Annotated in this window: 19 protein-coding genes; 12 read left to right on the forward strand and 7 right to left on the reverse strand. The window is 67.8% G+C overall.

Features of this window, described 5'->3' with window-relative positions; all coding sequences use genetic code 11:
• Positions 1–13: 13 nt before the first annotated feature.
• Positions 14–580, forward strand: a complete 567-nt coding sequence (locus ACM1PE_RS10500; RefSeq protein WP_419343222.1) for an Ig-like domain-containing protein — start codon at positions 14–16, stop codon at positions 578–580.
• Positions 581–652: 72 nt separating this feature from the next.
• Here the strand turns inward: ACM1PE_RS10500 and ACM1PE_RS10505 are convergent, their stop codons facing one another.
• The 6 genes from ACM1PE_RS10505 to ACM1PE_RS10530 form a co-directional block, all read right to left on the reverse strand.
• Positions 653–1,189 (reverse strand): peroxiredoxin, encoded by a 537-nt coding sequence (locus tag ACM1PE_RS10505; RefSeq protein WP_059379595.1) that lies wholly within the window; start codon positions 1,187–1,189, stop codon positions 653–655.
• A 95-nt stretch (positions 1,190–1,284) separates the two neighbouring features.
• The gene (locus tag ACM1PE_RS10510; protein ID WP_419343223.1) at positions 1,285–2,778 is read right to left on the reverse strand and encodes an adenylate cyclase; all 1,494 of its coding nucleotides are present in this window, start codon (positions 2,776–2,778) and stop codon (positions 1,285–1,287) included.
• A gap of 30 nt (positions 2,779–2,808) precedes the next feature.
• Complete coding sequence (locus ACM1PE_RS10515; protein WP_165867956.1) at positions 2,809–2,973, reverse strand: hypothetical protein; 165 nt, start codon at positions 2,971–2,973, stop codon at positions 2,809–2,811.
• 230 nt (positions 2,974–3,203) lie between these two features.
• Complete coding sequence (locus ACM1PE_RS10520; protein ID WP_054456781.1) at positions 3,204–3,611, reverse strand: DoxX family protein; 408 nt, start codon at positions 3,609–3,611, stop codon at positions 3,204–3,206.
• Positions 3,612–3,778: 167 nt separating this feature from the next.
• Positions 3,779–5,167, reverse strand: coding sequence for an ATP-dependent RNA helicase DbpA (gene dbpA / locus ACM1PE_RS10525; protein WP_419343224.1), 1,389 nt, complete (start codon positions 5,165–5,167; stop codon positions 3,779–3,781).
• A gap of 181 nt (positions 5,168–5,348) precedes the next feature.
• On the reverse strand, positions 5,349–6,107 hold the full coding sequence (locus ACM1PE_RS10530) for an IclR family transcriptional regulator (RefSeq protein WP_059379597.1): 759 nt from the start codon (positions 6,105–6,107) through the stop codon (positions 5,349–5,351).
• 160 nt (positions 6,108–6,267) lie between these two features.
• Here ACM1PE_RS10530 and xsc point away from each other — a divergent pair, with 160 nt between their 5' ends.
• The 11 genes from xsc (at position 6,268) to ACM1PE_RS10585 (ending at position 19,317) form a co-directional block, all read left to right on the forward strand.
• Positions 6,268–8,079: a sulfoacetaldehyde acetyltransferase gene (xsc, locus tag ACM1PE_RS10535; RefSeq protein ID WP_118934378.1), complete on the forward strand. Its 1,812-nt coding sequence runs from the start codon at positions 6,268–6,270 to the stop codon at positions 8,077–8,079.
• An 87-nt stretch (positions 8,080–8,166) separates the two neighbouring features.
• The gene (locus tag ACM1PE_RS10540) at positions 8,167–9,087 is read left to right on the forward strand and encodes a bifunctional enoyl-CoA hydratase/phosphate acetyltransferase (protein ID WP_059379599.1); all 921 of its coding nucleotides are present in this window, start codon (positions 8,167–8,169) and stop codon (positions 9,085–9,087) included.
• 133 nt (positions 9,088–9,220) lie between these two features.
• Positions 9,221–10,798: an ABC transporter substrate-binding protein gene (locus ACM1PE_RS10545; protein WP_251880428.1), complete on the forward strand. Its 1,578-nt coding sequence runs from the start codon at positions 9,221–9,223 to the stop codon at positions 10,796–10,798.
• Positions 10,799–10,810: 12 nt separating this feature from the next.
• Positions 10,811–11,779, forward strand: a complete 969-nt coding sequence (locus tag ACM1PE_RS10550; protein WP_054456787.1) for an ABC transporter permease — start codon at positions 10,811–10,813, stop codon at positions 11,777–11,779.
• On the forward strand, positions 11,776–12,678 hold the full coding sequence (locus tag ACM1PE_RS10555; RefSeq protein WP_419343225.1) for an ABC transporter permease: 903 nt from the start codon (positions 11,776–11,778) through the stop codon (positions 12,676–12,678). The genes ACM1PE_RS10550 and ACM1PE_RS10555 overlap by 4 nt, the downstream gene beginning before the upstream one ends.
• Positions 12,675–13,676, forward strand: a complete 1,002-nt coding sequence (locus ACM1PE_RS10560; RefSeq protein ID WP_059379603.1) for an ABC transporter ATP-binding protein — start codon at positions 12,675–12,677, stop codon at positions 13,674–13,676. The genes ACM1PE_RS10555 and ACM1PE_RS10560 overlap by 4 nt, the downstream gene beginning before the upstream one ends.
• On the forward strand, positions 13,673–14,695 hold the full coding sequence (locus ACM1PE_RS10565; protein WP_419343228.1) for an ABC transporter ATP-binding protein: 1,023 nt from the start codon (positions 13,673–13,675) through the stop codon (positions 14,693–14,695). Before ACM1PE_RS10560 ends, ACM1PE_RS10565 begins: the two co-directional genes overlap by 4 nt.
• A 28-nt stretch (positions 14,696–14,723) precedes the next feature.
• A complete protein-coding gene (locus ACM1PE_RS10570) occupies positions 14,724–16,379 on the forward strand; it encodes an amidohydrolase (RefSeq protein WP_118934382.1) in 1,656 nt (551 codons plus the stop codon).
• 1 nt (position 16,380) lies between these two features.
• Entirely contained in the window at positions 16,381–17,355 is a 975-nt protein-coding gene (locus ACM1PE_RS10575) for a CobW family GTP-binding protein (protein ID WP_419343229.1), read from the forward strand.
• 121 nt (positions 17,356–17,476) lie between these two features.
• Positions 17,477–17,869, forward strand: a complete 393-nt coding sequence (locus tag ACM1PE_RS10580) for a nuclear transport factor 2 family protein (RefSeq protein ID WP_059379607.1) — start codon at positions 17,477–17,479, stop codon at positions 17,867–17,869.
• 32 nt (positions 17,870–17,901) lie between these two features.
• Complete coding sequence (locus ACM1PE_RS10585) at positions 17,902–19,317, forward strand: NAD(P)/FAD-dependent oxidoreductase (protein WP_059379608.1); 1,416 nt, start codon at positions 17,902–17,904, stop codon at positions 19,315–19,317.
• On the opposite strand, the gene ACM1PE_RS10590 is transcribed toward ACM1PE_RS10585, so the two are convergent.
• Positions 19,297–20,874: a PLP-dependent aminotransferase family protein gene (locus ACM1PE_RS10590; RefSeq protein WP_059379609.1), complete on the reverse strand. Its 1,578-nt coding sequence runs from the start codon at positions 20,872–20,874 to the stop codon at positions 19,297–19,299. The genes ACM1PE_RS10585 and ACM1PE_RS10590 overlap by 21 nt on opposite strands.
• Positions 20,875–20,929 lie beyond the last annotated feature (55 nt).

Below are 20,929 nucleotides of genomic sequence, written 5' to 3' on the forward strand. Positions count from 1 at the left end.
TGCTCGCGACACCGTGGTCTTCACGGCGGTGGTGCTGGACGGTAACGGCCGTTCAGGAGGCGCAGGTCATGTGGTCAACTGGAGCACCGATCTCGGCACGCTGGAAGCGTCATCCACCAGAACCAACGCGCAGGGCGAGGCCACTGTCGTGCTGACGGCGGGAAAGCTTGCGGGGTACGCCACGGTGACGGCCAAGACGGGTGCAGACGATTCGGGCCGGACCTTCCGCGTGGCCTTGACCGCGGATCCCATCACCGCCCGCGTCGCCTCCCTGGCCAGCAGCAAGACCTCCGCTCGGGCCGACGGCCAGGAGAAGCTGATCCTCAAGGCGACCGTCAAGGATGCCAACGGCAATCTGGAGGTCGCGGGCGTCACGGTCAACTGGCGGACCAACCTCGGGGCGCTGCTCTCGGCTACCAGCAGCACCGACGACTATGGCGTTGCCACGATGGAGCTGCGCGCGCCAGTCTCTCCAGGCACCGCCGTGCTTACCGCGAGGGCCATTGCGGCGGATGCGGGCAAGACCATACGCGTCGCGTTCAGTTCGGGTACGGCTCTGCTGCCGCCGCCGCAGCCATGAACACCTCAGCTCCATGCGGTCGGCGCTTGCGGCGAGTCCGTCCTGGATGGCGCCGAACCTGGACGGCAATGCCTACTGCTTGGCCTTCCAGTCGCGCAAGGCGCGCATGGTATTGGCCACGTGGGAATCGGGATTCATGTCGGTGTATTCATACAGGATCTTGCCCTGCGGCGAGATCACGTAAGAGATGCGCTGCGCGTACTCGGGGCGCTTGTCGTGAACCGCGTCGTAGGCCTTCATGATCTTGCCATCGCCGTCGGCCGCCACCGCGAACTTGCCGCGGCATTCGCTGACCGAGAACTTGTTCAAGGTGTCGATATTGTCGGTCGACACGCCGATGACGGTGGCGCCCAGGGACTTGTACTCGTCGGTGGCTTCGGCGAAGTTGTGCGCCTCTATCGTGCAGCCCTGGGTGAACGCGGCGGGGAAGAAGTACAGCACCACCGGCCCTTTCTTGAGGGCCTCGCCGAGCGAGAACGTGTAGACCTTGCCGCCCAGCGAGGCCTGGGTGCTGAAATCCGGGGCGGGGGCGCCCACGTCCAGCGCGGCCTGGGCCGACGGGCCGGCCAGCAGGCCGCAGAGGAGTAACCAGGGGGCAATGCGCTTCATCGGAATCTCCAGGAGTCTCAGGGGCCGCGCGGCGACTGGTCTACTGTAGCCGCGCGGGAAGCGGGGGTCCAGCAAGCGGCGCGGCGTCGCCCATCCTAATCGCGTCCGGAGCCGCCGCGGCCATTCCCGTTGCCATTGCCGTCTCCGCGCGGTTGATCGCGCTGCTGTTGCTGACGCGCCTGTTGCTGGGCCTGCTGGTCGCGCTGTTGCTGCTGACGCGCCTGTTGCTGAGCCTGCTGGTCGCGCTGCTGTTGCTGACGCGCCTGTTGCTGGGCCTGCTGGTCGCGCTGCTGTTGCTGACGCGCTTGCTGCTGCGCCTGCTGGTCACGCTGTTGCTGCTGACGCGCTTGCTGCTGAGCCTGTTGGTCGCGTTGCTGTTGCTGGCGCTCCTGCTGCTGGGCCTGCTGGTCGCGTTGCTGTTGCTGACGCGCTTGCTGCTGGGCCTGCTGGTCGCGTTGCTGTTGCTGACGCGCTTGCTGCTGAGCCTGTTGGTCGCGTTGCTGTTGCTGGCGCTCCTGCTGCTGGGCCTGCTGGTCGCGTTGCTGTTGCTGACGCGCCTGCTGCTGAGCCTGCTGGTCGCGTTGCTGTTGCTGACGCGCCTGTTGCTGGGCTTGCTGATCGCGTTGCTGTTGCTCGCGCGCCTGTTGCCCCTGTGCTTGCTGAGGGCGGCCTGTCTGCCCGGCAGACATATCGCGTCCGCGCTGCATGTCGCCGCGGTCCGCGTTGTTCCGGTCAGCACCGCCGCGGTTATCGCGCCCGTCGTTGTCCGGGCCGCGGTCGCGTCCATCCCGTCCATTGCCTGGACGCTGGCCTTCGGGCGGCCGGCCATTGGATTGATGGTCGACGTAGGCCTGGGGCGGCCGGCCCTTGTTGTGGTCATAGAACTGGGCCCGGTTGTTACCCGCGTCGCGCGCATAGCCGCGCTGTATATCCGTCTGCGGAGAATGGCGTTCCTTGCGCGCGGCAAGTTCGCGCGGGTCCGCGTCGCGCCGGATGCCCGACGGGCCGCCGTGGTAGCTGACGCGGCGGTTGTCCACGTTGTTCACGACCACGGTGTGGTTATAGACATTGGTCACGCGCGTGACGTTCACGTTCGTGACGGAACGGTTGTAGTAGAAGCGGTCGCGCTTCCAGTAGCCGCCTACATAGCCCAGGCCGTTGTAGCCGAAGCCGTAGTTGATTCCGCCATAGAAGCCCACGTGGGGGCCCCAATAACCGGGGGTCCACAGGTAGATGCCATTGCTGAAGCCCCAATAGCCGGGGGTCCAGAGCGCGCCGGCATAGGGCGCGAGCACCCATGCGCCGGGCACCCAGAAAAACCCGTAGCGGTTCAGGCTCCAGTAGCCCGGCACCCACATATAGCCGTCGGCGGGCGCCGGCGGCTGGACATAGACGGGCAGGGGCGGCGGCGGCTGGGGGCTGCGGTCCACCAGCGCCAGGTTGGCGTTGGCAGGATCGCCGTCGTCATAGACGGGCGCGGCGGGCGCCGGCGGCGGCTCATAGGTCTGGGCCGCCGCGCTGGCACAGGCGGCGATCAGGACAGCCGCGGCCAAAGGGCGCGGGCGCAGGATCCGGGAACAGGTATTCATGGTTTTTCCTTGGCGCAACGGGCGCGCGGATCAATAGCCACGATAGTAGTAATGGGGGGCTGGGTACGCCGGGTAGTAGTAATGCGGCGTGTAGTACACCGGCGCCGGGCGGTAATACGCCGGCCTGGCGGGCACGACCACGCAACCGGTCAAGGCGCTGGTCATGGCCAGCATAAGCAACAGACTCTTCTTCATTTTGCGACTCCTGCCGAGCGCCAGGCGTGGCTCACGCCTTTGTTGCGCTCGTCAGGATTAGGCCACAGGCCAGTCCTTACGGTTCTGGACTGTAATCGTTCCGAAACAGCTTTCCGGTGACGGATGTTTGCGCCTGCGTGACTGTCGATTTCGTTCGTATCAATGTCCGCGCATAAAAAAGGGGCCGCCTCGGCGACCCCCTGTCAGCGCGTAGCGCCGTGTTACGGCTGTTAGTTCCAGCGGCCGCCGTTGCCGGCCAGGCTGAAGCGGCCCGCGCCCATGAAGGCGATGGCCAGGCCGGTGAACAGGAACATGCCTTGCAGTTCCAGCGCCCAGCCGCCATTGTTGGTCATGCTGCTGATCTGGCCGGAGTGGGCCAGCAGGATGGCGACGACCATGTTGATCGCGATCAGCAAGCCGCCCAGGCGGGTGTAGATGCCGACGATGAGCAGGACGGGCGCCAGGATTTCGCCGACGTACGCGCCATAGGCGAGGAAGCCCGGCAGGCCGTGCGAGGACAGCATGCCGCTGATGCCGCCGACGCCGCCGCCGGTCAGTTTGAACAGGCCATGCAGCAGAATCAGAATGCCGAGGGTCAGGCGCAGGATCAGCTTGCCGGTATCGTCGGATTTGATCATGGTGAGTTTCTCATCTATTGGTTGAAAGGGGACTGCGGCCGTTGGAACAGGTTGCGAGCCTTTGGTTCCGCGCTCCGGCTATCGCGAGTAGGGCGGCGGCGGTGGCAGGCCGCGCCATTATTGCAAAACCCGAGCAAAATCATCAAGTTTTTGTCACCCGCAGACGCTCAGAACTCTTCCAGATAGCGCATGCGGAAGCGCCGGCCCTTGATATTGCTGTTGGACAGGCGCGAGAACGCCTGCTTGGCGATCTGCCGGTCCAGCGCCACGTAGGAGTTGAATTCGGTGATGTTGATCTTGCCGACCTGCTCGAACGTCAGGCCGCCGTCGCCGGTCAGCGCGCCCAGCAGGTCGCCCGGGCGCAGCTTGTCCTTCTTGCCGCCCTGGATGCACAAGGTGATCATGGGCGCGCGCAAGGGACGATCCGCCTTGGGCCGCAAGGCCTTGATGTCGCCCCATACCAGCGGTGCGCCCTGATACTGCTCGATCAGGTTGGCCCAGCGCATTTCCTCGGGCGAGCACAGGCTCAGCGCCAGGCCCTTCTGGTCGCCGCGGCCGCTGCGGCCGATGCGGTGCACGTGGACCTCGGTGTCCTTGGTCACGTCGACGTTGATCACGGCGCTCAGGTTCTGGATGTCCAGGCCGCGCGCGGCCACGTCGGTGGCCACCAGCACGGCGCAGCTGCGGTTGGCGAACTGGATCAGGATTTCGTCGCGTTCGCGCTGTTCCAGGTCGCCGTTCAGGGCCTGGGCGCTGATGCCCTCGGCCTGCAGCCGTTCCACCAGGTCGTGGCTGCGGATCTTGGTGTTGCAGAAGGCCAGCGTGGATTCAGGGCGGAAGTGCGCCAGCAGGCGCGTCACCGCGTCGAGCCGGTCCTTTTCGTCGATTTCGTAGAAGATCTGCTCGATGCGGCTGGCGTCATGCTGCGCCTCGACCTTGACCTCGGCGGGATTGCGCAGGAAACGGGCGCTGAGCTTGCGGATGTTGTCGGGATACGTGGCCGAGAACAGCAGCGTCTGGCGCTTGCTGGGGCAATGCGAGGCGATGGCCACGATATCGTCATAAAAGCCCATGTCGACCATGCGGTCGGCCTCGTCCAGCACCAGGGTGTTCAGGCCCGACAGGTCCAGGCTGCCGCGCTCCAGGTGGTCCTGGATGCGCCCGGGCGTGCCCACCACCAGGTGCGCGCCGCGCGCCAGCGATTCGGCCTGGGGGCGGGCGGCGGCGCCGCCGCACAGGGTCAGGATCTTGACGTTGGCGATCTGGCGCGCCAGCCGGCGCAGTTCCTGCGCGACCTGGTCCGCCAGTTCACGCGTGGGGCAGACCAGCAGCGCCTGCGGCGTCAGCCGCGCGGGATCGAGCTTCTGCAGCACGCCCAGGCCGAAGGCCGCGGTCTTGCCGCTGCCGGTCTTGGCCTGCGCAATGAGATCGCGGCCTTCCAGGATGAGCGGCAGGCTCTGGGCCTGGATGGGTGTCATCTGCTCGAAGCCCAGGCTCTTCAGGTTGTCGAGCAGGGCGGGCAGCAGGGGCAGGGAGGTAAAGGAGGTGTCGGTCACGATAGAGAGAGTCGCTTTCTGCCCGGCATCGGCCTGGCGGCAAAAGGAAGGGGCGGCAGCGTAAAAGGCGGCATGCGCGCGTACGCCCAAGAGTGTAATGCCTGTGGCCGATGGGCCTCGCAACAAATGCCGGAACATTGCGTTCCAGACGCGCCCCTGGGAGGGCGGGAGCCGCCGGCCGCTAGGCGTCAGGCCCGTAGGTGCCGGCCAGCGCCCGGGCGGCCTCCTGCATGCGCGGCAGCCAGGCGCGCGCGCCTTCGATGGACAACCGGGCTACGGGCGCGTGCAGGGCGACCGCGGCAATGGCGCGCGTGCCATGCAGAATGGGCACCGCCATGCAGACGATACCCAGCAGGAATTCCTCGCGGTCGAAGCTCGCGCCTTCCTTCTTGATGGTGCGCAGTTCCTGCTCCAGAGCGGCCACGTCGCACAGCGTGTTGGGCGTGTAGCGCGGCAAGGGCGCCGCGGCCAGCAGCCGCTGACGCGCCTCGCGCCGCATGTGCGCCAGGAACAGCTTGCCGCTGGCCGAGCAATGCAGCGGGACGCGCGAGCCCGATTGCAGGTTCACCCGCAGCGGCCAGGCGGTTTCGACGCGGTCCAGGTAGATGACCTCGTCACCGTCCAGCATGGTGCAGTTGCAGGTTTCGCCGATTTCGTCGACCAGGCTGTCCAGGATGCGGTGGCGCTCGCCGCGCAAGGGCGAATTCAACAGGGTGTCGCGCGCCAGCGCGCTCAGGCGCGGGCCGCTGACGTAACTTTTGCCGGCGGGCTCGCGCAGCAACATGCCGGCGTCGACCAGCCGTGACAGGATGCGCAGCACGGAGGGCTTGGGCAGGCCGGTGGCGTCCGTCAGCGCGGCCAGCGATACCGGCTGCCCGGAGCGGGCAACCTGTTCCAGCAGGGTCAGCGCGCGCAGCGCTGCGGAGGATTCGTCTTTCATCTTTCAATAATTGAAGATTCGGCGGCTTGCCGCGCATCGTCGCACGGATTTTGCAGAAAATGAAACGCCGTGGGCTGGGAACGGGCAGGTTTCTGCTGCAGTATCGGATCATGCCGGCCCAGATGCAATCCGACACCGCCGGCCTGCCAGGAGAGAGACCATGAGCAGCAAGCAACACATGACCCCCAGCGAAGCGTTTGTGGAAACGCTGGTCGCGCAGGGCGTCAAGGACGTATTCGGCATCGTCGGCTCGGCCTTCATGGACGCGCTGGACCTGTTTCCGGCGGCCGGCATCCGCTTCGTGCCGACGGTGCACGAGCAGGGCGCCGCGCACATGGCCGACGGTTATTCGCGCGTCACCGGCCGCCACGGCGTCTGCATTGCGCAAAACGGCCCCGGCATCACCAATTTCGTGACCGGCGTGGCCGCGGCGTACTGGGCGCATAGCCCGGTCGTGGCCATCACGCCCGAGACCGGCACCGCAGGCATGGGGCTGGGCGGCTTCCAGGAAACCGAACAGCTGCCGATCTTCTCGCGCATCACCAAATACCAGGCCCACGTGAACCGGCCCGACCGCATGGCCGAATTCACGGCCAAGGCCTTCGACAATGCGCTGGCCGAACGCGGCCCCACGCAGCTGAACATCCCGCGCGATTATTTCTACGGCGAGATCGATGTGGCGATTCCGGAGCCGCGCCGCATCCGCCGCGGCCCGGGTTCGGAAGAGGACCTGGAGGCGGCGGCGCAAATGCTGGCGCAGGCCAAGTTCCCCGTCATCGTGGCGGGCGGAGGGGTGCTGTTCTCGGAAGGCCAGGCGGAATGCGTGGCCCTGGCCGAGCTGCTGGGCGCGCCAGTGGTCACCAGCTATCTGCACAACGACGCCTTCCCGGCCAGCCATCCGCTGTGGTGCGGCCCGCTGGGCTACCAGGGCGCCAAGGCCGGCATGAAACTGTTGTCGCAGGCCGACGTGGTGCTGGCGCTGGGCACGCGCCTGGGACCCTTCGGCACCTTGCCGCAGCACGGGCTGGATTACTGGCCGCAAGGCGCGCGCATCATTCAGGTGGACGCCGACCACCGCATGCTGGGCCTGGTGCGTCCGGTGTCGGTCGGCATCTGCGGCGATGCCAAGCCGGCGGCGGCGGCGTTGACCGCCAAGCTGCGGGGACGCGAGGTCGCCTGCGCCGCCACCAAGGGCGGCCGCGGCGAACAGATCGCGGCGCAGAAGGCCGAATGGGAAAAGGAACTGGACAGCTGGTCGCATGAACGCGACGACTGGAGCCTGGACATCATCGAGCACGGCGGCGGCCGCATGCATCCGCGCCGCATGCTGCGCGAGCTGGAACGCGCCATGCCCAAGCACGTGATGGTCTCCACCGACATCGGCAACATCTGCTCGGTGTCCAACAGCTATCTGCGCTTTGACGAACCGAACTCCATGCTGGCCGCCATGAGCTTTGGCAATTGCGGCTACGCCTTGCCGGCGTTGATCGGCGCCAAGCTTGGCCGGCCCGACCGGCCCGCCGTGGCCTATGTCGGCGATGGGGCCTGGTGCATGAGCTTCCAGGAATTGCTGACCTGCGTGCGCGAGAAGATACCGGTGACGGCCGTGGTCTTCCATAACGGCCAATGGGGCGCGGAAAAGAAGAACCAGGTGGACTTCTATGGTCGCCGCTTCGTCGGCAGCAACCTGAAGAATCCAAACTTCTCGGAGCTGGCGCGGGCCATGGGCGCGGAAGGCATACGGGTGGAGCATGCCGATCAGGTGGGCGCGGCCCTGCAGGCCGCATGCAAGGCGCAGTCCGAAGGCAAGACCACCGTGCTGGAGATGATGGTCAGCCAGGAACTGGGCGACCCGTTCCGCCGCGATGCGCTCAAGCAGCCGGTGCGCTTCCTGGACAAGTACAAGCAGTACGTGAACCAGCCGTTCCATCCGGGCGAGGTGCCGCTGTCGATCGATCCCGCCAAGCGCTGATCGCATAGCGTGCGTCCGGCGCGGCGGCGGCCGCGCCGGAATTCTCTCGCCAGGCGCCGCGGATCTCCGCGGCAGGAGCAGACCAAAATGGAAAGCGATCGCTTGTTCGAGCCGCTGCGCAATGCCGCGCTGTCGGCCGGACGCTTGCGCACCGCGGTGGCGTATCCGCTGTGTCCGACCAGCCTGGGCGCGGCCGTGCAGGCGCGCGACGCGGGCTACATCGAACCCGTGCTGGTCGGCCCCGCCGGCAGGCTGCGCGTCCTGATGGCGGATCTGGGGCTGCGCGCAGACGAACTGGAAGTGGTCGACACGCCCGACGACGAGGTGCAGGCCGCGCGCGCCGCGGCCGCGCTGGCGCGCGACGGAGCCGTGCGCATGTTGATGAAGGGAAGCTTGCATACCGACCACTTCATGTCGGCCGTGGTGGCGCGAGACGCGGGCCTGCGCACGGACAGGCGCATCAGCCATGCCTTCGTGATGGCGGTAGCGGCCTATCCCAAGCTCTTCATCCTGACCGATGCCGCGGTCAACATCGCACCCAGCCTGCAGGAAAAGGCCGACATCGCGCAGAACGCCATCGACCTGGCGCGCGCGCTGGGCGTCGACCGCCCCAAGCTCGCGGTGCTGTGCGCCACCGAGTCGGTCAATCCTGCGATGCCCGCCACGCTGGATGCGGCCGCCCTGTCGAAGATGGCCGACCGCCAGCAAATCCGCGGCGGCGAGATCGACGGCCCGCTGGCCTTCGACAACGCCATCTCGCGGGAGGCGGCCGATCAGAAGGGCATCGTGTCGCGCGTGGCGGGCGATGCCGACATCCTGCTGGTGCCCGACATCGAGGCCGGCAACATGCTCTACAAGGAGCTGACCTGGCTGGCCGGCGCGGGTACGGCCGGACTGGTGCTGGGTACGCGCGTGCCGGTGCTGCTGACCAGCCGCTCCGATTCCATGCAGGCCCGCGTCAACAGCTGCGCGGTCGCTTCGCTGTACGCGCGGGCGCTGGCCGGTTGAATCCGGTCCGTCTGCGGGGCTGGCTCCAAAAAGTCCGGCGGTTTGGTACTAAGCCTGGACCAGCTGGCTGGATACGCTACCCCCAAGACCATCCGATGAATGGTTCGTGACACTGGACACAAAGGGGTAGAACATGCGCAGCGTAAAAAAATGCCTGACCACGATACTGACGACGCTGGCCCTGGCGGGCGGGGCCAGCGCCGCGGATGCGCCCAAACCAGGCGGCACGCTGGTAATCGGTTCAACGCAGGTGCCGCGCCATCTGAACGGCGCGGTGCAATCGGGCATTGCAACCGCCTTGCCCAGCACGCAGCTGTTCGCCAGCCTGCTGCGCTACGACGCCGATTGGAAGCCGCAGCCCTATCTGGCGCAATCGTGGGAACTGGCGCCGGACGGCAAGTCCCTGACGCTGCATCTGCGTAAGGACGCCGTATTCCACGACGGCAAGCCGGTGACCTCGGCCGACGTGGCGTTCTCGGTCATGGCGGTCAAGAAGAACCATCCGTTCCAGACCATGTTCGCACCCGTGGAAGCGGTGGACACGCCGGATCCCTACACGGTGGTGCTGCGCATGAGCAAACCGCATCCAGCCATTCTGCTGGCGCTGTCGCCGGCCCTGATGCCGGTGCTGCCCAAGCACATCTACGACGATGGACAGGACCTCAAGAGCCATCCGCGCAACTCGGCCGACGTGGTTGGGTCGGGTCCGTTCAAGTTCAAGGAATTCAAGCCGGGCCAGGAGATCGTGCTGGAGAAGTTCGATAAATTCTTCCTGCCCGGCAAGCCCTACCTGGACCGGATCGTGGTGAAGATCAATCCCGACGCCACCAATCTGCTGATCGGCTTGGAGCGCGGCGACATCGGCGTATTGCCCTTCATGACCGAGCCCACCATCCTGCGGCGCGCCAAGGACAATCCCGCCATCGTCATGACCAGCAAGGGCTATGAAGGCATAGGCGCCTTGAGCTGGCTGGCTTTCAACACGGCGCGCAAGCCCTTGAACGACGTGCGGGTGCGGCAGGCCATCGCCTATGCCACCGACAAGGGCTTCATCACCAAGGCTCTGAACGCCGGCTTCGCCAAGCCTGCCGACGGCCCCATTATCGGCACCAGTCCGTTTGCCACCCAGGACGTGGCGAAGTATCCGCTGGACCTGAAGAAGTCCGAGCAACTGCTGGAAGAAGCGGGCTACAAGAAGGATGCCAAGGGCGAACGCCTGTCGCTCACGGTGGACTACATGCCGGGCTCCGACGTGCAGGGCAAGAATGTGGCGGAGTACCTGCGCAGCCAGTTGAAGAAGGTCGGCATCGCGGTGCAGGTGCGCGCCTCGCCGGACTTCCCGACCTGGGCCAAGCGCATCGCCGGCAAGGATTTCGACATGACCACGGATATCGTCTTCAACTGGGGCGATCCGGTGATCGGCGTGCACCGCACCTACCTGTCCAGCAACATCCGCGACATCATCTGGACCAACACGCAGTCCTATTCCAACCCCAAGGTGGACGAACTGCTGGAGCAGGCCGGCACCGAAACCGACGCCGACAAACGCCGCGCGCTCTACGCGGAATTCCAGCGGCTGGTCACGGCCGATGTGCCCATCGACTTCCTCACGGTCATTCCGTACCACACCCTGTCGTTGAAGAAGGTGCACGGCCTGCCGGACGGCATCTGGGGCGTCATATCGCCCATGGACGACACCTACCTGCAGTAAGGCGGAACTGCCATGACGCGCTATCTCTTGCGCCGCCTGGCCTATGCGCTGGTGCTGCTGCTGGCCGTGGTGACGCTGAATTTCCTGCTGATCCACATTTCGCCGGGCGATCCGGTCGAGACCATCGCGGGCTCCATGGGCGGCATCAGCGAAGAACTGCGGGCGCAGCTGCGCGCGCAGTACGGGCTGGATAAGCCCTTCCTGACGCAGCTGGGCATCTATCTGATGCAGGTGCTGCGGGGCGACCTGGGCTATTCCTATTTCTTCAACGTGCCGGTGGCGCAGCTGATCTGGGACCGCGTGCCAGCCACGCTGCTGCTGGTGGTGACCTCGGTGCTGAGCGCGTTCCTGGCCGGCACGCTGCTGGGCACGCTGGCCGCGCGCAAGCCCAACGGGCCGCTGTCGCAAGGCATCACGCTGTTGTCGGTGGTGGGCTATTCCGCGCCAGTGTTCTGGACCGGCATCATCCTCATCATCCTGTTCGCCTCGGCGCTGCCGATCTTCCCGGTGTCCGACATGCGTTCTGCCGGCGGGCCGCAGGACGGCTGGGCGGGCGTGCTGGACGTGCTGCACCACCTGGTGCTGCCGGCCTTCACCCTGGCCTTCGTCTATCTGGCGCAGTACAGCCGGCTGGCGCGCGCCAGCGTCATGGAGGCGTTGTCGGCCGACTACATCCGCACCGCGCGCGCCAAGGGCCTGCCAGAGCGCTCCGTGCTCTACAAGCACGCGCTGCGCAACGGCGTGCTGCCGGTGGTGACCATGCTGGGCCTGCAGTTCGGCAATGTGCTGGCGGGCGCGATCCTGGTCGAAACGGTCTTCAACTGGCCCGGGCTGGGCCGGCTGGCGTTCGACTCCGTGCTCAGGCGCGACTATCCCACGCTGCTGGGCATCCTGCTGTTCGCCTCGCTGCTGGTGGTCGTGATGAATCAGCTTACCGATCTGGCCTACCGCCTGATCGATCCCAGGATCAAGACCTCATGAGCCAGACCCCTCCCGCCGTATCCATTGCCGCCTTGCCGGGCCAGGCGGCGCGGCCGCCGGCCCGCCCGTCGTACGAGGCCTTGCGGGTATTCGCGCGCAATCCCTCGGCGCTGTCCGGCGTGCTGCTGCTGGCCGCCATCCTCGCCGTGACGCTCTTCGGACCCATGATCATGGAGGCGGATCCCTTCGAGATTGCGGGCGCGCCGATGACGCCACCGGGCGCGGACGCGCTGCTGGGCACCGACTACCTGGGCCGCGACGTGCTGACTGGCATGGTCTATGGCGGCCGCGCCACGCTGCTGGTGGGCGTGGTGGCGGCGGTGCTGTCCATGGCCATCGGGCTGACGGTGGGCGCGCTTGCGGGCTACTACGGCGGCTGGATCGACGAAACCTTGATGCGCATCACCGAGTTCTTTCAGGTGCTGCCCACCTTGCTGTTCGCCATGGTGCTGGTGACGCTGTTCTCGCCGTCGCTGGCGACCATCGCCATCGCCATCGGCGTGGTCAGCTGGCCGGGCACGGCGCGGCTGGCGCGCGGCGAATTCCTGCGCCTCAAGCGCCGCGAGTACGTGCTGGCCGAGAGGGTGATAGGCGCGGGCGACGCGCGCATCATCTGGCGCGTGATCCTGCCCAACGCGCTGGCGCCGCTGATCGTGTCGGCCACGCTGGCGATAGGCACGGCGATCCTGTTCGAGGCCGGCCTGTCGTTCCTGGGGCTGGGCGATCCCAACATCATGAGCTGGGGCCTGATGATAGGCAGCAACCGCCCCTACATCCTGACCGCGTGGTGGGCGGTGACCCTGCCGGGCGCCGCCATCTTCCTGACCGTGCTGGCCGTCAGCCTGATCGGCGACGGGCTGAACGACGCCCTCAACCCGAACTCGCGGGGGCGGGCATGAACGCCGCGCAGCAGACGCCCGTGCTGGAGGTCGACAGCCTGAGCTTGGAGTTCCAGTCGCGCGGCCGCGTGGCCGAGGTGTTGAGCGCGGTGAGCTTCGACCTGAACCCCGGCGAGACCCTGTGCCTGGTGGGCGAGTCCGGCTGCGGCAAGAGCATGACGGCGCTGGCCATCATGCGGCTGATTCCCGCGCCGGGACGCATCGGCGGGGGCCGCGTGCGCCTGCGCGGCGACGACCTGGCCGGCCGCGACGAGGAGGCCATGCGCCAGGTGCGCGGCAACAAGATATCCATGATCTTCCAGGAGCCCATGACGGCGCTGAACCCTGTGTACACGGTCGGCGACCAGATCGCGGAACCCCTGCGGCTGCACCAGGGCCTGAGCAAGGGCCAGGCGCGCGAGCGCGCCATCGAGATGCTGAAGTCGGTGGGCATCCCCTTGCCGGAGCGGCGCGTGGACGATTATCCGCACCAGATGTCCGGTGGCATGCGGCAGCGCGTAATGATCGCCATCGCGCTGGCCTGCGATCCAGACGTGCTGATCGCCGACGAGCCGACAACAGCGCTGGACGTGACGGTCCAGGCGCAGATCTTCGACCTGCTGCGCGAACAGCAGGCGCGGCGCGGCACCGCGGTGCTGCTGATCACGCATGACATGGGCGCGGTGTCGGAGATGGCCGACCGCGTCGTGGTCATGTACGGCGGGCGGGTGGTGGAGCAGGGCGGCGTGCGCGAGATCCTGGCGCAGCCCCGCCATCCCTACACGCAGGGGCTGATCGCCTGTCTGCCCGAACTGGACCGCGAGCCCGACGACGTGCGCCCCGACCTGCCGGAGATTCCCGGCGTGGTGCCGTCGATCTGGGAGCGCGGCGCGGGCTGTCCCTTCATGGAACGTTGCGGGCAGGCCATGGCGCGCTGCCGCGACGCGTTTCCGCCCCTGACCCGTGTAGGCGAGGGCCAGGAAGTTGCCTGTTGGCTGTATCCGGAGGCCGCGCAATGACGTCACCGCAATCTCCCGCCTTGCTGTCCGTGCGCGATCTTGCCGTGCATTTTCCCATCGGCGGACGCGGCCGCGACGGCAAGCCGGTGGTCGTGAAGGCCGTGGACGGCGTGTCCTTCGAACTGCAGCGCGGCCGCACGCTGGCGATCGTGGGCGAGTCCGGCTCGGGCAAGACCACCACGGCCTTGTCCGTGCTGCGGTTGGCGGACCCGACCGCGGGCTCCATCCACTTCGACGGTACGGACATGACGGCGCTGAACGGCTCGGCCCTGCGTCGCATGCGCCGCCGCGTGCAGCTGGTGTTCCAGGATCCGTATTCCTCGCTCAATCCGCGCCAGCGGGCTGGCGACATCGTGCGCTCGCCCTTGGACCTGATGGGCATCGATCCGCCGGGCGGACGCGAGGCGCGCGTGGCCCGCATGTTCGAACTGGTGGGCCTGCGCCCGGAGCAGCGGCAACTGTTTCCGCACCAGTTTTCCGGCGGCCAGCGGCAGCGGCTTAACGTGGCCCGCGCGCTGGCCAGCGCGCCCGACCTGATCGTCTGCGACGAACCGGTGTCGGCCCTGGATATCGCGATCCGCGCGCAGATCCTGAACCTGCTGCGGCGCATCCAGCGCGAGCAGGGGCAGTCCTTCCTGTTCATCTCGCACGACATGGCGGTGGTGGAGCACATCTGCGACGACATCGCCGTCATGTACCTGGGCAAGATCATCGAGCAGGCCACGCGCAACGCCTTCTTCACGCGGCCGCTGCATCCCTACAGCGTCGCCCTGATGTCGGCGGTGCCGACCGTGAAGGGCGGGCGCGAGCTGGCCGCGCGCCGCGTGCGGCTGGCGGGCGATCCGCCCAGTCCGGTCGATCCGCCGCCGGGCTGCCGTTTTGCCGGCCGCTGCCCGGCCGCGCAGCCGCTCTGTAGCACGCGCGAGCCCAGCTTGCGCGAAGTCGCGCCGGGCCACCGCGTGGCCTGCCATTTCGTCGAATCCCGCGACGGCGTCCTGGCGTCGCCGCTGCAGGGATGAGCCCACCCTCCGATAGAAGGACAGACCGATGACCCAGACCCGCGCCCGAACCACGATCTATGCCGCGCGCAGCATCCTGACCATGAACCCGATGCAGCCCCGCGCCACGCACGTGGCGGTGCGGGAGGGCCGTATCCTGGGCGTGGGCAGCCGCGAGGAGCTGGCGGGCTGGGGGCCTGCCGACCTCGACGAGCGTTATGCGGACAAGGTGCTCATGCCCGGCCTGGTCGAAGGGCATTGCCATCTGCCGGAAGGCGGCATGTGGAAGTTCGTGTACGTGGGCTTCTATGACCGGCGCGGACCCGATGGCAAGCTGTGGGAAGGCTTGAAGAGTTTCGAGGCTGTGGCCGCGCGGCTGCGCGAGGCCGAACGCGCCCTGGCGACCGGCGAGACGCTGATAGGGTGGGGCTTCGACCCGATCTTCTTCGACGGCGCGCGCATGCGCGTGCAGGACCTGGACGCGGTGTCCGCCGAGCGGCCCGTGGTGGTCATGCACGCCAGCATGCACCTGATGAACGTGAACACGCCCATGTTGGCGCGCGCCGGCATAGACCGCGATACCGACATCGAGGGCGTGACGCGCATGGAAGACGGACGGCCCAGCGGCGAACTCTGCGAATTTGCCGCCATGTTCCCCGTCATGCGCCTGATCGGCAGCCCGTTCCGCACCGTGGGGGTATCGGAAGAGGGCCTGCGCATGTTTGGCAAGGTGGCGCAGTGGGCGGGCGTCACCACGGCCACGGACCTGGTCAACGAGCTGGGCGACGAGGGCCTGGCGACGCTGGCCCGCATCACCGCCGAGCCGGACTACCCGGTGCGCATTGTGCCGGCCGCGTCCGCGCTGACCTACGCGGGCGATCCGCAGCGCTGCCTGGCCAAGCTGGCCGAGGCCCGGCGCCTGAACAACGACAAGCTGCATCTGGGCATGGTCAAGCTGGTGGTGGACGGTTCGATCCAGGGCTTTACCGCCCGGCTGCGCTGGCCGGGCTACTACAACGGCGCGCCCAACGGCATCTGGGTGATCGCGCCGGCCGAGCTGGACGCGATGGTCCAGGCCTATCACGACGCCGGGGTGCAGCTGCACATCCACACCAATGGCGACGAAGCCACCGAGCTTGCGATCGACGCGGTGGACCGCGCCCTGCGCCGCAGCCCGCGGCGCGATCACCGCCATACCCTGCAGCATTGCCAGATGGCCGACGCGGCGCAGTTCCGGCGCATGGCCAGCCTGGGCATGTGCGCCAATCTCTTTGCCAACCACATCTTCTACTGGGGCGACGCGCATCACGCCCTGACCATGGGTCCGGACCGCGCCAACCGCATGGACGCCTGTGCCTCGGCCGCGCGCGCCGGCGTGCCGTTCTCCGTCCATTCGGACGCGCCCATCACGCCGCTGGGACCGCTTTTCACGGCCTGGTGCGCGGTGAACCGCCAGACGTCGTCGGGCAAGGTGCTGGGGGAGTCCGAGCGCATTGGCGTGGAGCAGGCCCTGCACGCCGTCACGCTGGGCGCGGCGTACACCCTGCACCTGGATCACCTGGTCGGCTCCATCGAGATCGGCAAGCATGCGGACTTCTGCGTGCTGCAGGACGACCCGCTGGAGGTCGCTCCCGAGAAACTGAAGGACGTGCGCGTGCTGGGCACCGTCATCGGCGGCAGGCCCTTGCCGCTGCGGGAAGCCTGAGATGGCGGCCCATGGCGCACCGCGCATCGCGCTGACCGTGGTGGGCGGATTCCTGGGCGCGGGCAAGACCAGTCTGCTCAATCACGTGTTGGCCCGCAGCCAGCGCCGCGCGGCGGTCCTGGTCAATGACTTCGGCCCTGTCGATATCGACGCCGGGCTGATCGCGCAGCGCAGCGATCAGGTGATCAGGCTGGCCAACGGCTGCGTCTGCTGTTCCATGGCGGGCGGCCTGGACGATGCCCTGGCGCGCGTGCTGGCGCTGGACCCCTTGCCCGAATGGATCGTGATCGAAGCCAGCGGCGTGTCCGATCCCGGCCGCATCGCGCAGGTCGGCATGGCCGATCCCATGCTGCAGCTGGAGGGCGTGGTGGTGCTGGCCGATGCCGCGAACGTGCGCGCGCTGGCGGCGGATCCCTTGCTGGCCGATACGCTGGGCCGCCAGTTCAAGGCCGCCGATCTGCTGGTGTTGAACAAGACCGATCTGGCGCCTGCCGAGGAGCTGCCGTCGCTGCGCCTATGGCTGCACGCGGCGACGCGCGGGGCCGCGATGGTCGAGACGCGCGAAGGGCGCGTGGACCTGCGCCATCTGCTGGGCGAGGGCGGGGCTTGCAGCCTTGCGCATGAATGCGCCAGCGGCGCTTGCGGCCATGCGGGACACGTCCACGCCGCAACCCCCGATGACCCCGATCATCCGTTCCAGAGCTGGCTGTGGCGCGCGCCCGCGCTGCTCGACGCCGATCGGCTCGCCAGCCGGCTGCGCGACGCGCCCAGGCAGCTGCTGCGCGCCAAGGGCTGGGTGCGCACCGACCGGCACGGCCTGGTGCTGGTGCAACTGGCGGGCCGGCGCGTGCGCTACGACACGCAAGCCAGGCCGCCGGCGGATCTGGACGAACCGGCGCTGGTGCTGATCGGCATGCGCGGCGCCGTCGATCCCGCCGGCATGGACGCCTGGCTGGCGCCGGCCGCGGCGCGATGAGCGAGCAAGCGTCTGGTGCAAGCGATTTCCCGTGTCTGGTTCTAGACCCTGCCTGGGGGCTCACTTACCTTGGATCCTGAATGCTGGCGCGCGTCGCGCCAGCGTCTACCGGAGGTATGCAATGCAGAAGACCGTCACCGCGGACATGCTGGCCGAATTCGCGGCGGCCTGGAACCGCCACGATATCGACGCCCTGATGTCCTTCATGAGCGACGACTGCGTGTTCGAGACCGTGGCCGGCCCCGAGCGATGGGGCGCGCGGCACGAAGGCCGCGAGGCGGTGCGCGCCGCCTTCGCGGCGGCCTGGGCGAATTTTCCCGACGCGCAGTGGCAGAACGGCACGCATTGGGTGGCCGGCGACCGCGGCGTGTCCGAATCGACCTTTACCGGCACAGCCGCAGACGGCTCCCGCGTGGAGGCGGACATGGTGGACGTCTTCACCTTCCAGGACGGCAAGATCCGCGTCAAGAACGCCTACCGCAAGCAGCGCCCGGTATTGCCGGCCCGCGGCTGAGCACGCCCCGCACCCAGCTACCGGAACGCCGCATGGATACTCAAATGTCCTTCCAACCTGCAGGTCCGGCCCCCGCTGGCCGGACGGCGATCAGCGCCTACAACCCGGCCTACGATCCGCTGGTGTCCCCGCCCGGCCGCGGGCAGGACTACGCGCCCACCTACTGGGTCGCGACCGCGGGCGAGCCGCCCGAGGACGACGGTCCTGTCAACGGCGATATCGATGCCGACGTGGTGATCGTGGGCTCGGGCTTCACCGGGCTGTCGGCGGCGCTGACGCTGGCCCGCGACTTTGGCGTGAAGGCCGTGGTGCTGGAAGCCAACCGCGTGGTGTGGGGCTGCACCAGCCGCAACGGCGGACAGGGACAGAATGCGTCCGGACGCCTGTACCGTTCGCAATGGATAGCGCGCTGGGGATTGGCGACCGCCAAGCGCCTGGATGCCGAGATCCGCGAAGGCTTCGAATACTGGAAGAGCCTGGTGGCCCAGGTGGATTGCGACGCGCAGCCGGGCGGCCACCTGTACACCGCGCACCGCCAGAAGAAGATGGCATTCCTGGAGAACGAGGCCCGCGTGATGCGCGAGGTGTTCGGCTATGACGCCAGGATGTTGAGCCGGGAGGAATTGCGCGAACGCTACGTGTACGACCGCGAGGCGGTGGGCGCGATGCACGAGCCGGACGGCGTGGGCGTGCATCCCTTGAAGCTCGCCTATGGCTATATGCGGCAGGCGCGGGCCCTGGGCGTGCGCATCCATCCGGGCAGCCCGGTGCTGGGCTGGCGCGCCGAGAACGGCGGCGTGCGGCTGCAGACGCCCAACGGCTACGTGCGTGCGCGCCGCGTGGCGTTCGCCACTGGCGGCTACACCGCGCAGGGCGTCAACCGCTTGCTGGACAATCGCATCATGCCGGTGCTTTCGAACTCGCTGGTGACGCGGGTGCTGACGCCGGCGGAACGCGACGCCGCGGGTCTGAAGAGCACGGTGTTCATTACCGATACACGGACGCTGCGCTTCTATTACCGTCTGCTGCCCGATGGCCGCATGCAGATCGGCAGCCGCAGCGCGCTGCGCGGCGCCGACGCGCAGCACCCGCGCCATCTGGCGCTGCTGCGCGAGGGGCTGGCGCGCAAGTTCCCCACGCTGGCGGGGGTGGACGTGGACTATTCCTGGTGGGGCTGGGTCGACGTGAGCCACGACATGATGCCGCGCGTCACGCAGCCCGACCCGGCGCAGCCGGTCTATTACGCCTTCGGCTACGGCGGCAATGGCGTGGCGTTCTCGGCCCACGCCGGCAAACGCCTGGCGCAGCGCATGATGGGCAAGGACGGCGTGTCCTGGGACCTGCCGATCTACGACTCGCCCTTGCCGGGGCATATGTTCGCGCCGTTCCGCAGGCTGGGCCAGGGCCTGCTGTACCGCTGGTACTACCTAAGAGACGAAGTGCTCTAGCGCGTGCAGGTCCGGGCCCTGCGGGGCCTGCTTGCCGTCCGCGGCGCGGCCGCGGTAGCGGTCGACGACCTTGGCCAGCCTGGCGATCCCCGGCTCGATGTGTTCCGGCCGGATCGAGGTGAAGCCGACCCGCAGGAAGTTGCGCGGCGCGTCGGCGCCGTTCATGAAGAAGACGTCGCCGGGCTCCACCACCACGCCTTCGGCCAGCGCGGCGTCGGATAGCTCGCAGGCGTTGAGCCAGGGCGGCCCTTGCAGCCAGCAGGACGAGGATCCGGTAATGGGGATGACCTTGAAATCGGGCAGGTGCCGCGCCAGCGCGCGGGCCAGCTCGGTGCCGCGTTCCTGGTAGGCCTGCGATTGCCTGCGCAGCAGCGAATGGTGGTGGCCCAGCGAAATGAACAGCGAAAACGCCCGCTGGATGTAGGCCGAAGGGTGGCGCAGCATCAGGCGGCGCAGGGCGCGCAGTTCGGCGGTGAGCTCGCGCGGCGCCACGATGTAGCCGATGCGCAGGCCCGGCGCGAAGGACTTGGCCAGGCTGCCCACGTAGATCACGCGGCCGTCGCGGTCCAGGCTCTTCAAGGCGGGAATCGCGCCTTCGCCCCAGCGGCTTTCGCTTTCGAAGTCATCCTCGATGATCAGGCTGTCGGCCTGGCGCGCCAGCGTCAGCAGGTTCTGGCGGCGCTCCGGCGATAGCGTGACCGTGGTGGGGCACTGGTGGCCCGGCGTGACGAAAATGTAGTCGCAGCCCAGTAGATGGGTGCCGGTGCACAGCCCTTGTTCGTCCACCGGCAGGGGCAGCAGATTGCGCGTGTGGCTGGCGAAGATGTTGCGGGCGTCGGGATAGCCGGGGTCTTCCATGCCGACCACGGTGTCCTCGTTGACCAGCAGGTCGGCCAGCAGGTAGAGCGCATGCTGCGCGCCCACCGTGATGACGATTTCCTCGGCGTCGGCCCAGACGCCGCGGCGTGGCAGCACCTGGGTACGGATCTGCTCGATGAGCGCCGGGTCGTCGTGGGTGATCAGGTCCGGCGCCCAACTGCGGATGTCCAGCACGGACAGCGCCTTGATGCAGCATTCGCGCCATTCCGCGGTGGGGAACAGGTCCTGGTCGAACTGGGCGTAGACGAAGGGGTAGGGCTGCTTCTGCCAGTCGCGCGGCTTGGTGATGTTGCGCTGCCGGGACGGGCGAAAGCGCAGCCTTTCATCCCAGCGCACGTCGGGCTCGCCGCCGTCGGCGGGCGGGGCGTCGGCAGCCGGCCCGGAATGGCCCCGCATGACCGTGTCGCTGACGAAGTGGCCGCTGCGTTCGCGCGACACCAGATAGCCCTCGCTGACCAGTTGCTGGTAGGCGAAAACCACGGTGTTGCGCGCGATGCGCAGCTGGTCGGCCAGATGCCGGCTGGACGGCACCGGCGTGCCCGGCGGCAGGTGGCCGCTGAGGATGGCGGACACCAGCATCTGGCGCACGCAGCCCTGCAGGCTGAGATTGGGCGCGCTTTCGCGTTCGAACAGGCGCTCCCACAACACAGGCTTGAGCATCGAGGCCTGGCTGGACATGACGGCTCCTTGTCTAGGCCGCGCAGCCGGTAGCCGCTGCGCAGGCGCCGCTCTT

It is taken from the genome of Achromobacter sp. PD1 (genome assembly GCF_048541815.1).
Classification (GTDB): Bacteria; Pseudomonadota; Gammaproteobacteria; order Burkholderiales; family Burkholderiaceae_B; genus Achromobacter; species Achromobacter bronchisepticus_A.